This window comes from Burkholderia sp. KL41 (assembly GCF_057005415.2).
Map to the genome: position 1 here is coordinate 1,309,576 of NZ_CM174446.1, position 12,906 is coordinate 1,322,481.

General features: G+C 68.4%; 9 protein-coding genes. 4 read left to right on the forward strand and 5 right to left on the reverse strand.

The window, feature by feature from the left end; translation table 11 throughout:
* Positions 1-4: 4 nt before the first annotated feature.
* A complete protein-coding gene (gene astE, locus PQB87_RS06280; RefSeq protein ID WP_226144857.1) occupies positions 5-1,048 on the forward strand; it encodes a succinylglutamate desuccinylase in 1,044 nt (347 codons plus the stop codon).
* 368 nt (positions 1,049-1,416) lie between these two features.
* Positions 1,417-2,211 (forward strand): ABC transporter substrate-binding protein, encoded by a 795-nt coding sequence (locus PQB87_RS06285; protein WP_048024404.1) that lies wholly within the window; start codon positions 1,417-1,419, stop codon positions 2,209-2,211.
* A gap of 140 nt (positions 2,212-2,351) precedes the next feature.
* On the opposite strand, the gene PQB87_RS06290 is transcribed toward PQB87_RS06285, so the two are convergent.
* Both PQB87_RS06290 and cdpA read right to left on the reverse strand, forming a co-directional pair.
* Complete coding sequence (locus tag PQB87_RS06290; protein WP_027787963.1) at positions 2,352-3,851, reverse strand: HDOD domain-containing protein; 1,500 nt, start codon at positions 3,849-3,851, stop codon at positions 2,352-2,354.
* Between the two features lie 25 nt (positions 3,852-3,876).
* Positions 3,877-5,619: a cyclic di-GMP phosphodiesterase CdpA gene (gene cdpA / locus PQB87_RS06295; protein ID WP_194290282.1), complete on the reverse strand. Its 1,743-nt coding sequence runs from the start codon at positions 5,617-5,619 to the stop codon at positions 3,877-3,879.
* A 279-nt stretch (positions 5,620-5,898) separates the two neighbouring features.
* Between cdpA and PQB87_RS06300 the strand changes: the two genes are divergently transcribed.
* Positions 5,899-6,450 carry a peroxiredoxin gene (locus PQB87_RS06300; RefSeq protein ID WP_111939776.1) on the forward strand — a complete coding sequence of 184 codons (552 nt, stop codon included), beginning with the start codon at positions 5,899-5,901 and terminating at the stop codon, positions 6,448-6,450.
* Between the two features lie 110 nt (positions 6,451-6,560).
* On the opposite strand, the gene PQB87_RS06305 is transcribed toward PQB87_RS06300, so the two are convergent.
* Entirely contained in the window at positions 6,561-7,190 is a 630-nt protein-coding gene (locus PQB87_RS06305; RefSeq protein ID WP_027787962.1) for an NAD(P)H-binding protein, read from the reverse strand.
* A 239-nt stretch (positions 7,191-7,429) separates the two neighbouring features.
* On the opposite strand from PQB87_RS06305, the gene PQB87_RS06310 reads away from it, so the two are divergent.
* Positions 7,430-8,914 carry an NYN domain-containing protein gene (locus PQB87_RS06310; protein ID WP_489242691.1) on the forward strand — a complete coding sequence of 495 codons (1,485 nt, stop codon included), beginning with the start codon at positions 7,430-7,432 and terminating at the stop codon, positions 8,912-8,914.
* Positions 8,915-9,096: 182 nt separating this feature from the next.
* Here the strand turns inward: PQB87_RS06310 and PQB87_RS06315 are convergent, their stop codons facing one another.
* Positions 9,097-9,489, reverse strand: coding sequence for a VOC family protein (locus PQB87_RS06315; protein WP_489242692.1), 393 nt, complete (start codon positions 9,487-9,489; stop codon positions 9,097-9,099).
* A 105-nt stretch (positions 9,490-9,594) separates the two neighbouring features.
* Positions 9,595-12,903, reverse strand: a complete 3,309-nt coding sequence (locus PQB87_RS06320) for an efflux RND transporter permease subunit (RefSeq protein WP_489242693.1) — start codon at positions 12,901-12,903, stop codon at positions 9,595-9,597.
* Positions 12,904-12,906: the final 3 nt, after the last annotated feature.

Consider the following 12,906-nt stretch of genomic DNA (forward strand, 5'->3'; position numbering starts at 1 on the left):
ACGGATGCCGGCCAACGTGCTGCTCGACGACTTCCTCGCGTTCACGCTGGCCGGTAGCGCGCCGTCCGTGACGGACGGCACCTGCGCGGCCGGCGCCGTGCGCTGGTCATGGCGCGGCGACGGTCTGCTCGCGCTCGAACCGGCCGCGGCCGCCGGCGCGGCGCGCCCGAGCGTGCTCGTGTCGGCCGGCGTGCACGGCGACGAGACGGCGCCGATCGAGCTGCTGTCGATGCTCGTGCGCGATCTCGCATCGGGCGCGCTGCCGCTCGCGTGCCGGCTGCTCGTCGTGCTCGGCAACGTGCCGGCGATGCGTGCCGGCGAGCGTTATCTCGACGACGACCTGAACCGCCTGTTCAGCGGCCGTCATGCGCAGGTGCCCGCCAGCCGCGAAGCACCGCGCGCCGCGCAGCTGGAAGCGGCCGCCGCCGCGTTCTTCGCGGACGCGCCGGCCGGCGCCGCGCGCTGGCACATCGACATGCACACGGCGATCCGCGCGTCGGTGTTCGAGCAGTTCGCACTGCTGCCGCACACGGGCACGCCGCCGACGCGCACGATGTTCGAATGGCTCGGCGACGCGCGGATCGCGGCCGTGCTGCTGCATACCGCGAAGGGCAATACGTATTCGCATTTCACGGCCGAGCACTGCGGCGCGCTCGCGTGCACGCTGGAACTCGGCAAGGTGCGCCCGTTCGGCCAGAACGACCTGACGCGCTTCGCACCGGCCGATCGCGCGGTGCGCCAGCTCGTGTCGGGCGCGGGGGGAGATGCGGTCGCGCAGGGCGGCCATCCGCCGCTGCCGCGCGTGTTCACGGTGATCGACCAGATCACGAAGCAGAGCGATGCGCTCGAGCTGTTCGTCGCGGCCGACGTCGCGAACTTCACCGCGTTTGCACGCGGCACGGTGCTCGCGCAGGACGGCGACTACCGCTACACGGTGACGCACGACGAGGAACGGATCGTGTTTCCGAACCCGACCGTGAAGCCGGGCCTGCGCGCGGGCCTGCTCGTCGTCGACACGACGCGCGAGACGCTCGCGGCGCTCGTTTGAGCGCATGTCCCGACCGGCTGCTGATTGCGCTGCCGCGACGGCACGCGGCGCGCGCCTGACCCGCAACCTGTCGGTATCCCGTCGTCGCCCGCATGCCGGGGCCGAGGGCGTGCGCCCCCCCCGGCTTGCGTATTTGCGACACCGTTTTGCAAGTTCGGCGGATCGCCTGACCGGCGCCGCGCACGCAGCGCAGCATCGCGCGACGTCGCCTGCTTTGCCATATCGGGCCGCGCGGATTGGTACAATCGCGGCCTTGCGGCTGTTGCGCCGCATCACGGCGTGGCATCGCGATTGTCGTGGTCATCCGACCCTGCAATGATGCAAGCGCCCGTAGTTCCGGAACATTCGAGTATCGAGGAGAGCACCTGATGAAGTTGGATTGGCGTAAAGTGGCCGCGCATGCGGTGGTGGCGGCATCGGCGGTGGCGGCAGGCAGTGCGGTTGCCGCGGATCTGAAGGAGATCCGATTCGGCGTCGAGGCCTCGTACGCACCGTTCGAATACAAGACGCCCGACGGCAAGCTGACCGGCTTCGACATCGACATCGGCAACGCGGTGTGCGCGAAGCTGAAGACGAAGTGCGTGTGGGTCGAGAACGACTTCGACGGCCTGATCCCGGCGCTGCAGGCGCGCAAGTTCGACGCGATCAACTCGGACATGACGATCACCGACCAGCGCAAGCATGCGATCGCGTTCACCGATCCGATCTACACGATTCCGAACCAGCTGATCGCGAAGCAGGGCAGCGGCCTGCTGCCGACCCCGCAATCGCTGAAGGGCAAGCGCGTCGGCGTGCTGCAGGGCACGATCCAGGAAGCGTACGCGAAGAAGAAGTGGGCGCCGGCAGGTGTCGAGGTCGTGCCGTACCAGACGCAGGATCTGGCCTACGCCGACCTGAAGTCCGGCCGTCTCGACGCGACGTTCCAGGACGCGGAAGCCGGTTCGAAGGGCTTCCTGGCGAAGCCGCAGGGCCAGGGCTTCGCGTTCGCGGGCGGTACCGTGAGCGACGCCGAGATCCTCGGTTCGGGCGTCGGTTTCGGCTTGCGCAAGAACGACGCGGCGCTGAAGACCGCGCTCGATCAGGCGCTGAAGGACCTGAAGGCCGACGGCACGATCGACAACCTCGCGAAGAAGTACTTCAGCGTGCCCGTGACGCTCAAGTAAGCGTTGCGTTCGATCGCACGATGCAAGCAAACCGGCCGCTCATGCGGCCGGTTTGCTTTTGCAGGCGGGGAACGGGATGAATCAGGGTGTCAGACAGGATGTGAAACAGCCGAAAACGGCGGGGAGCGGCCGGCGCCGCGTCACGCCGGAAAGAACCGGCCCAGTTCGCGCGCGAGCTCGTTGAGCACGCCCATCTCCTGCTGCGTGATCTTGCGCGCGGGCTGCGCGCCGGCCCAGTCGCCGTACAGCAGCGCGACGGTCGTCGTGCCGACGCGCACGGGCAGCAGCACGAACGCGCGCGTGTCGTCGAACGCGTCGAGATACCACGCGGGCAGGCGCTTGAGCATCTTCGGCTCCCGTGCCTGCTCGATGAAGATGCCGACCGAGTTCGAGATCGCGAGATGAAACACGTCCGGCTCGAAGCGCTCGTCGAAGCGCAGCCGGTCGAGCATCGTATCGACGCCGGGGCCGAAGCCGAGGCGCGCGGCGAACATGCCGTCGTCGTGACGCACGAACATCACGGTGCGCGTGAACGCGAGGCCGGCCAGCAGGCTTTCCGACGCGAGCGCGAGTACCGGCGTCAGCACGTGCTCGGACGGCAGCGCGCGCAGGTCCGCGAGGCCGGCTTCGAGGCACGCCTCGGGCTCGGCCTGCGCGCGCGCGATCGCATCGGCGTTCGCGCGCAGCTCGACGATCTCGCGCATCATGGTGTCGCTCGCTTCCTCGCGCGCGAGCCGCTCGGCGATCTCGACGAGCGCGTCGGGTTCCATGCCGAGTTCCGCGCCGTAGTGCTGCGCGAGCGCGGCGATGCGCGCGTCGCGCTGCGGGCTCGCGGGCATCACGAGCGCACCCGCGACGTCGGTCGAGCAGCGGCTGATCTCGCGCAGCCAGCGGACGCGCTCGGTCGGGCCGTCGTCGGACACCTCGCCCGCATCGAGGTCGTCCTCGTCGTTGCCGAACGCGTCGGTGCGGACCACGTGGTCGTGGTCGGCCATCCCCGCACGGATCACGTCGGGCAGCCGCCAGCGCGCGGCCGCCTCGAGCCCGATCTCGTCGAAGCCGACGCCGAGCACGTCGATGCAGGCGGCCGCTTCGTCGCCGTTCAGTTCGGCCGCGCGGCGGCGGATCCGGTCCCATTCGCTGTCGAGATAGCAGACCACGAGCAGCTTGCCGACCTGGCGCATCAGCGTGCAGACGACGGCTTCCTCGCCCGCGCGCAGCTCGACGCGTTCGGTGAGCTTGCGTGCGACGCAGCCGGACAGCAGCGCGCGGTTCAGTTCGAGCTTCGCGTCGATGCGCCGCGGCGTACTGTGGTGGAAATGGTCGACGAGCTTGAGCCCGACGACCAGGTGGCCGACGGCATCCATGCCGAGCACCATCAGTGCGCGGGTCACGGTCGTGATGTTGCCGCCGAACGCCATGTACATCGCGGAATTCGCGAGCCGCAGCACTTTCTGCGTGAGTGCGAAGTCCGACAGCACGACGCGCACGAGCGCGGTGAAGTCGAGGTCGTCGTTCTTCATCGCGGCCATCGTCGCGCGCAGCGATTCCGACAGCAACGGGAAATCGCCCCGTTCGTTCATCCGGGCCCACAGCTTGTCGAGCAACGCGGTGCGGGGCAGGTGTTCGGTGATTGACATACGGATCTGTCCGGTTCGCCGCGCGTCAGGCGGCGGCGTGCAGGTGCAGCTGATGGGCCTCGAAGCGCCGCGCAAGCTCCTCGGACGGCAGCGCCTGGCAGACGAGCCAGCCCTGGATATGGTTGCAGCCCATTTCCGTCAGCAATTCGCGCTGCGCCTCGGTCTCGACGCCTTCCGCGACGAGCTCGAGATCGAGCGTCTGCGCGAGGCCGACCACGGCCGACACGATCGCGCGGTCGTTGCGCGAGGTCAGCAGGTTCTCGACGAAACTGCGATCGATCTTCAGCTTCGCGAGCGGGAAGCGCTGCAGATACGCGAGGCTCGAATAACCGGTACCGAAATCGTCGATCGCGAAGCGGATGCCGAGATCGGTCAGCTCCTCGAGCAGCCCCTTCGCCTGCGCGGGATCGTGCATCAGCAGGCTTTCGGTGATCTCGAGCACGATGCGGCGCGGGTCGATGCCCGTCAGCGCGATCGCCTCGCGCACGCTTTGCGTGAAGCGCGGGTCGCGGAACTGCTGCGGCGACACGTTGACCGCCACGTACTGCAGTGCGAGCCCCTGGCGATCCCACGCGACGAGCTGCATGCACGCGGCCTTGAGCACCCAGTTGCCGAGATAGTTGATCAGGCCGATCGATTCGGCGAGCGGAATGAAGGTCGCCGGCGGCACGAGGCCGTGCACCGGATGCCGCCAGCGGATCAGCGCCTCGACGCCGACCACCGCGCCCGACTGGCTGCGCGTGATCGGCTGGAAATGGAGCGAAAACTCGCCGTTGCGCACGCCGTCGTACAGGTCGGCCTCGAGCTTCAGCCGTTCGGCATCCGCCGGGTCGTCGACGGGCGCGTGGAACGCGAGCGCGTTGCCGCCCGACGCCTTCGCCTGCGCGAGCGCGTGGTCGGCACGGCGCAGCAGCGGGCTGTGGTGCTGCGCGCGATGCGGGGCGGCGCGCTCGTCAGGGTAGAGCGCGATGCCGATGCTCGCGGACAGGTGCACGGTCTGCCCCTGGTACACGTAGGGCTGGCGCACCGCGGCCTGCAGCCGGCGTGCGAGTGCATCGGCGGCATTGCTCGCCTGCGTGCGGTCCGGCGCACTGAGCACGACCGCGAACTTGTCGCTCGCGACGCGCGCGAGCTGTTCGTTCTGCGTGACGAGCGCCTTCAGCCGCTGCGCGGTTTCGCGCAGCAGCGTGTCGCCCGCGTCGTAGCCGAGCGCGCGGTTGATCCGCTGGTAGTCGTCGAGGTCGAGCAGCAGCAGCGCCGCGCAGGTGCCGCCCTCGTCGGCGGCCTGCTGCGCGCGCATCAGCGCGGGCACGAGCGCGGACAGGTTGTCGAGGCCCGTCATCGGGTCGTGGTGCATCTCGTAGGTCAGGCGCGCCTCGAGCGCGCGCCACGACGACACGTCGAACGCCGCGATCGCGAACCCGTCGACGCCATGGTGGCGGCTCTTGAACGCGCGGATCTCGACGTCGAGCGGGTAGGTCAGCGATTTCACGATGCACATCGTCGCCTTCTCGACCTGGCCGGAACGCGCGGCGCGCGCAAGCAGGCCTTCGAGCGCCGCGGTATCCTGTTCGGCGATCAGGTCGCGCAGCGTCAGCGTGTGCAGGTAGTCGCGGTGGTAGCCGATGAAGCGCAGGCTTGCGTCCGACACGTAAAGAAAACGCAGTTCGCGGTCGACATGGGCGAGGAAATCCACCGTGCCAACCGTCTGTTCCAGCCAGTTGCGTACGGAGTCGTCGCGGCGCGGGGCGCCGGCGCGCGCGGGCATCAGCGCGCCGCCCGACCAGGCGAAGCGGCGCAGCGTATGCAAGGCGCTGCGCCAGGAGCCCTTGCGTGACGTCTGTTTCCTGTTGGCTTCCATGTTTCTCGCTGACGTGAAGGGCTGGAACCGGTTGTCCGGAAGGAATAACGGCAGACTGTGCGGAATCTTTAACGGGCCGGGCGCGGATGGCGCTGCCGCGGGTCCGAATCGGTCACCCAGGTGTTCGGCAGACGAACGCCCGCGTGGCCCACATCGAGGCTGACTTTATAAGAAATGAGGATGCAGATGAAGCGAAAACTGTTGCTGGGCGCCGCCGTCGCGGCGCTGGTGGCCGGTCATGCACTGATGGCGCAGGCGGAACTGAAGCCGGGCGCCGCGGCGCCCGATTTCACGACGCAGGCGTCGCTGGGCGGCAAGACCTACACGTACGCGCTCGCGGACGCGCTGAAGCAGGGGCCGGTCGTGCTCTATTTCTACCCGGCCGCGTTCACGAAGGGCTGCACGATCGAGGCGCACGCGTTCGCGGACGCAGTCGACCGTTACAAGGCTTACGGCGCGACGGTGATCGGCGTATCGGCCGACAAGATCGACACGCTGACGAAGTTCTCGGTGAGCGAGTGCCGGAGCAAGTTCCCGGTCGCGGCCGATCCGGACGCGAAGATCATCCGGGAATACGACGCGAAACTGCCGGCGATCGACCGCGCGAACCGCGTGTCCTACGTGATTTCGCCGGAAGGGAAGGTTCTCTACGAATACACGAGCATGTCGCCCGACAAGCACGTCGAGAACACGCTCGCCGCCGTGAAGGCGTGGGCCGACGCCCATCCGAAGCAGTAAACGGGCCCCGGGGCCCCGGGGCCCCGCGTGCGTCAAGCGTCGAGGCGGCCCGTCGTGCGGGCCGCCGGTACGGATCGACGCGCCGCCGGGCGGCGGCGCGCGTGAGGGCGCTAGGCGCGCAAGGCCTGCTCGATCGGCACGCTGCCGCCGACGAAGCCGACGATCTTGCGCGAGATGCCGAGCTTGATCGCCTCGATCGCGGCCCAGGCGACATCCTGGCGTGACACGGGCGGGGCGCCGTCGAACCACGCGTCGGTCAGTGCGATCTTGCCGACGCCCGGGTCGTCCGTAAGCGGGCCGGGGCGCAGGATCGCGTAGTCGACACCCGACGCGATCACGCGATCGTCGCCTTCGCGCTTCATCTGCGAATAGTGGCGCAGCGCGTCCGGGCCGAGTTCGGGCCGGTACGCGGACAGCGAGCTGATCACCACGAGCTTCTGTGCGTTGTAGGCCAGCGTGTATTCGGCCGCACGGGCGACCGCGTCGCGGTCGACCTGCTCCTCTTCGGCCGCGCCTTCCGATTCGGCCGAGCCGGCTGCGTAGATCACGTGCGTGATGCCCTGGAATGCGTGCGAGAAATCGTTCGTCAGATCGGCCTCGACCACCCGCGCGCCCGCCAGCGCATAGCCGTGCCGGCGCACGAGCGCCGTGACCTCGAACTCCGGCTGCTTGAGCAGCAGATCCGCGCAGGCCTGGCCCGTTCGGCCGGTCGCGCCAATCAGCAGTACCTTCGTCGTCATGAAACCGCTCCTTGCTCGATGCGTCGTCTTCCCAGATAGGGACGGACGACCGATAACTCAAGTGTAATGTCGATTTGCCCGTGCGGCGGGTGTGTATTAAGGGGCGTACCGGCGACGGGCCTTCCGGCCGTCATTCATTCACACGGATGCGGGAATGACGCGCCGACCGGCTATCATGTGCGCGATGCATTTTTCGCCGCTACGTCATACAACGCAGCGGCCCACCGGTTGGAGTACACATGGCATTACCCCTGGACAACGTCAGCATGGCCGTGTTCTGCGACTTCGAGAACGTCGCGCTCGGCGTGCGCGACGCGAAGTACGAGAAGTTCGACATCAAGCCCGTGCTGGAGCGCCTGCTGCTGAAGGGCAGCATCGTCGTGAAGAAGGCCTATTGCGACTGGGATCGCTACAAGGGCTTCAAGGCGTCGATGCACGAGGCGAGCTTCGAGCTGATCGAGATTCCGCACGTGCGCCAGTCGGGCAAGAATTCGGCCGACATCCGGCTTGTCGTGGACGCGCTCGACCTCTGTTACACGAAGTCGCACGTCGATACGTTCGTGATCATCAGCGGCGACTCGGATTTTTCGCCGCTGGTGTCGAAGCTGCGCGAGAACGCGAAGAAGGTGATCGGCGTCGGCGTGAAGAAATCGACGTCGGACCTGCTGGTCGCGAACTGCGACGAATTCATCTTCTACGACGATCTGGTACGTGAGCAGCAGCGCACGCTCGCGAAGCGCGAACAGCAGCAGCGCGCGGGCAACGGCGGCGCGAAGCGGCCGGACGAGCCGTCGGCGTCGCGCAAGCACGACCTGGACGCGCGCAAGGCCGAGGCGATCGCGCTGGCCGTGGAGACGTTCGACGCGCTCGCGTCGGAGCGGGACGACGTCGGCAAGATCTGGGCGTCGGTGCTGAAGAGCGCGATCAAGCGTCGCAAGCCGGATTTCAACGAGTCGTACTACGGATTCCGCGCGTTCGGCAACCTGCTCGACGAGGCGCAGGCGCGCGGCCTGCTCGAAGTGGGGCGTGACGACAAGTCGGGCGCGTTCGTGTCGCGGGCACGCCAGTCGGCGGCCGCGGAGCAGGTTGCGCAGGCCGGCGAAGGCGGGGCCGCACACCATGGCGGCCACCACGGCGCGCGCGCGGCGGAGCCGGCGCGGGCCGGCCGCGAGCCGCGACGTCGCGAGCAGCGGGCGGAAGCCGTCGTGCACGAAACCGCGCAGGTCGACGCGGACGACGCGGCGATGGCCGAATCGGCCGGCGCCACCGAAATCGCGGCAGTCGTGCCGGCTGAAACGACCGAATTCGTGGAAGCGGTCGAAGCAGCCGAGGCGCACGGCGATGCGAAGGATGGCCGCAAGCGTGCGCGCAAGAGCGCGGCGAAGAAGACCGGCGCGAAGAAGGGCGCCGCCGCGAAGAGCGCAGGCCGTGAGTCGGCCGGGCGGCCGGACGACGCCGGACATGGCGCGGCGAAGCACGGCGGCGACAAGCACGCGCACGGCAAGCATGCGGGCGACACGCATCGCGACCCGGAGCAGGGCGACATGTGGCCCGCCGCGGTGACGCACACCGAGCCGTCGGCCGGCGACGTCGGCGGCGAGGTGGCTGCCGCACCGGCCGAGGCGGCTGTCGAGGCGCCCGCCGAAGCCAAGCCGAAGAAACCGGCCCGCAAGGCGGCACCGCGCGCGCGGCGTCCGCGCAAGACGGCGGCAGCGGCCGAGTAATGGTCGTGTAATGGTCGAGTAGCGGCCGAGGTAACGGCCGAGGTAACGGCCGAGCAACGGCCGAGCAACGGCCGAGCCGGGTAGTGGCCCGGTAACGGCCGCCGGCCGGGTGTCGTCCGAAGCAGGTCGGCACCCGGGCCGGTTTCTCGCAGCGCAACAGCGGCCGGCGCAGTGCCGGCCCTTCAGCCGAGCTGACCGTTCAGCGCATAAGGCTGCGTCATCACTTCGAGGAAGTGGCCGTCCGGATCGTCGAAATACACGCCGCGGCCGCCGTTGTGGCGGTAGATGTCATCGGGTTGCCGCTTCGCGGGATCGGCCCATTGCGGCAGCCCGCGCTCGCGGATGCGTGCCAGCACGCGATCGAAGCCGGCTTCGTCGAGCAGGAACGCGTAATGCTGCGACCGGATGTCCCCCGCCTGTTCGTAGAAATCGAGCGACACGCCGTTGTCGAGCGGTACGACCAGCATCGTGCCGAACGGCGTCGGCGGCGGCAGTTCCAGAAGCTCGGTGAGGAAGCGGCTCGACGCGCGCTTGTCGCGACACCAGACGATCGTATGGTTGAGCTGGACGTTCATGGCGTGTCCCCGTGAAGGGTCCCGCGGTGGGCATGGACTCACGATAGCCGATCGCTGCCGATGCGCAAGCGCGGCAAGCGGCCGCCCGGCGGGCGGCCGCTTTCATCACTCCCCGGCGACGGCCGGTCCGCCGGAATTCCCGCGGCGGTTGCGCCGCTTCTCGGCCCAGACGCGGAAACGGTCCATGTACAGGTAGACGACCGGCGTCGTATAGAGCGTCAGCACCTGCGACACGATCAGGCCGCCGGCGATCGCGATCCCGAGCGGCGCGCGCAGCTCGGCGCCGTCGCCGCTGCCGAACGCGAGCGGCAGTGCGCCGAACAGCGCGGCCATCGTCGTCATCATGATCGGGCGGAAGCGCAGCAGGCACGCCTCGTGGATCGCGTCGAGCGACGATTTGCCGTAGTTGCGCGTCTGGTCGATCGCGAAGTCGACCATCATGATCGCGTTCTTCTTCACGATACCGATCAGCAGGATCACGCCGATCAGCGCGATGATGCTGAACTCGGTCTTGAACAGCAGCAGCGCGAGCAGCGCACCGACACCGGCCGACGGCAGCGTCGACAGGATCGTGATCGGGTGGATGTAGCTCTCGTACAGGATCCCGAGCACGATATAGACGGCCAGCAGCGCCGCGAGGATCAGGATCGGCTGGTCGTTCAGCGACTGCTGGAACGCCTGCGCGGTGCCCTGGAAACTGCCGACGATCGTCGGCGGCACGCCGACCTGCGCCATCGTCTGGTAGATCACCTGCGTCGCCTGCGACAGCGACACGCCGGGCGGCAGGTTGAACGAGATCGTCGTCGCGACGAACAGCCCCTGGTGGTTGACCGATAGCGGTGTCGTGCTCGGCCCGAACGTCGCGATCGCCGACAGCGGGATCATCGTCGACTTCGACGTCGACACCGACGCACCCGACGACGCGCTCGACTTGCCGCTCGCCGCGATCGCGTTGAGCGCCTGGTTGCGTGCGGAGTCGGACGCGATCGCGGCGGCGCTCTGCGCGGCCGTGCCGGCGCTCGACGTGCCGGCCGACGTCGCGACGTAGGTGCCGGCCGCCGCGTTGGTGGTCTGCGAGCCGTTCGCGCTGCCGCCCGACGTGCTGACCCACACCTGGTTCAGCATCTCGGGGCTCTGCCAGTATTTCGGCGCGACTTCCATCACCACGTGGTACTGGTTCAGCGGGTTGTAGATCGTCGAGACCTGGCGCTGGCCGAATGCGTCGTACAGCGTATTGTCGATCTGCGCGGGCTTGATGCCGAACCGCGCGGCCGTCGCGCGGTCGATCGTCACCATCGCCTCGAGGCCACCTTGCTGCTGGTCCGAGTTCACGTCGGTCAGCTCGGGGCGCTTCTGCAGCGCTTCGGTCAGGATCGGCCCCCACTTGTACAGGTCGGCGCTCAAATCGCCGAGCAGCGTGAACTGATACTGCGCGTTGCTCTGCCGGCCGCCGACGCGGATGTCCTGTGCCGCCTGCAGGAACGTGCGCGCACCCGCGACGTCCGCCAGCGGCGGGCGCAGTTGCTGGATCACCTGGTCGGCCGTCAGCTTGCGCTCGGTACGGTCCTTCAGCGTGACGAACATGAAGCCCGAGTTGGTCTGCGTGCCGCCGGTGAAGCCCGCGACGCTCTTCACGTTCGGGTTGCCCTGCACGATCCGCATCATCTCGGAGAACTTCAGCTTCATCGCCTGGAACGACGTCGACTGGTCGGCCTGGATGCCGCCGATCATCAGCCCGGTGTCCTGCTGCGGGAAGAAGCCCTTCGGCACGACGATGTACAGGTAGACGTTCAGCCCGATCGTTGCGACGAGCGTCAGCAGGATCAGCAGCGGCCGGCGCAGCGCCCACGACAGCGAGCGTTCGTAACCGCGCTGCATGCGGCTGAAACAGCGTTCCAGGAATCGCGCGAAGCGGCCTTCGCTCTGCGGTTCGTGCGACTCGGGGAGCAGGCGCGCGCACATCATCGGTGTCACCGTGAGCGACACCGCGAGCGATACCGCGATCGCAAGCGACAGCGTCAGCGCGAACTCGCGGAACAGGCGCCCGACGATGCCGCCCATCAGCAGGATCGGCAGGAACACCGCGACGAGCGAAATGCTCATCGACAGCACCGTGAAGCCGACCTCGCGCGCGCCGTCGAACGCGGCCTGCATGCGCGACTTGCCGTTCTCGATATGCCGCGAGATGTTCTCGAGCACGACGATCGCATCGTCGACGACGAAGCCGGTCGCGACGATCAGCGCCATCAGCGACAGGTTGTCGATCGAGAAGCCGAGCAGGTACATCGCGCCGAACGTGCCGACGATCGAGATCGGCACCGCGACGCTCGGGATCAGCGTCGCGCGCCAGTTGCGCAGGAACAGGAACACGACCATCACGACGAGGCTGATCGCGATCAGCAGCGTGTGCTCGGTGTCCTTCAGCGACGCGCGAATGGTGGTCGAGCGGTCGAGTACGGGTGTGACCGTGATGTCGGCCGGCAGCGACGCGGTGAGCTGCGGCAGCGCCGCGCGCACGCGGTCGATCGTATCGATGATGTTCGCGCCGGGCGAGCGGTAGAGGATCACGAGCACCGCGCGCTTGCCGTTCGACAGGCCGAGGTTGCGGAGATCCTCGACCGAATCGACGACGTCGGACAGGTCGGACAGCCGCACGGCCGCGCCGTTGCGATACGCGACGACGAGGTCGCGGTATTGCGACGCCTCGGACGCCTGGTCGTTCGTATAGAGCTGGTAGCGCTGCGGGCCGAACTCGATCGCGCCCTTCGGCGCGTTGGCGTTCGCGGAGGCGAGCGCCGCGCGCACGTCCTCGAGGCCGATCCCGTAGTGGAACAGTGCCTGCGGCTCGAGCTCGACGCGCACGGCCGGGTTCGCGGAGCCGCTCACCGACACCTGGCCGATCCCGTCGATCTGCGACAGCGACTGCTGCAGCACCGTCGACGCGGCGTCGTACAGCTTCGCGGGCGACGAGGTTTCCGACGTCAGCGACACGATCATGATCGGCGAGTCGGCCGGGTTGACCTTGCGGTAGGTCGGGTTGCTCTTCAGCGCGGCGGGCAGGTCGGCGCGCGCCGCGTTGATCGCGGCCTGCACGTCGCGGGCGGCGCCGTCGATGTCGCGGTTCAGGCCGAACTGCAGGATGATCCGGGCATTGCCGACCGTGCTCGTCGACGTCATTTCGGAGACGTCGGCGATCGAGCCGAGGTGCCGCTCCAGCGGGCTCGTCACGCTGGTCGCGACGGTCTCGGGGCTCGCGCCGGGCAGCGACGCCTGCACCGAGATGGTGGGGAAGTCGACCTGCGGCAGCGGCGACACCGGCAGCTTGACGAACGCGAACAGGCCCGCGAGCGCGACGCCGATCGCGAGCAGCGTCGTCGCGACGGGGCGGGTGATGAAGGGGCGCGACAGGTTCATGTC

Excerpts from the sequence above, each read along its gene's own strand:
- PQB87_RS06315 (WP_489242692.1), bottom strand. The coding sequence starts at position 9,489 with ATGAACGTCCAGCTCAACCATACGATCGTCTGGTGTCGCGACAAGCGC.
- cdpA (WP_194290282.1), bottom strand. The coding sequence starts at position 5,619 with ATGCCCGCGCGCGCCGGCGCCCCGCGCCGCGACGACTCCGTACGCAAC.
- PQB87_RS06300 (WP_111939776.1), top strand. The coding sequence starts at position 5,899 with ATGAAGCGAAAACTGTTGCTGGGCGCCGCCGTCGCGGCGCTGGTGGCC.
- PQB87_RS06310 (WP_489242691.1), top strand. The coding sequence starts at position 7,430 with ATGGCATTACCCCTGGACAACGTCAGCATGGCCGTGTTCTGCGACTTC.
- PQB87_RS06285 (WP_048024404.1), top strand. The coding sequence starts at position 1,417 with ATGAAGTTGGATTGGCGTAAAGTGGCCGCGCATGCGGTGGTGGCGGCA.
- astE (WP_226144857.1), top strand. The coding sequence starts at position 5 with ATGCCGGCCAACGTGCTGCTCGACGACTTCCTCGCGTTCACGCTGGCC.
- PQB87_RS06320 (WP_489242693.1), bottom strand. The coding sequence starts at position 12,903 with ATGAACCTGTCGCGCCCCTTCATCACCCGCCCCGTCGCGACGACGCTG.
- PQB87_RS06305 (WP_027787962.1), bottom strand. The coding sequence starts at position 7,190 with ATGACGACGAAGGTACTGCTGATTGGCGCGACCGGCCGAACGGGCCAG.
- PQB87_RS06290 (WP_027787963.1), bottom strand. The coding sequence starts at position 3,851 with ATGTCAATCACCGAACACCTGCCCCGCACCGCGTTGCTCGACAAGCTG.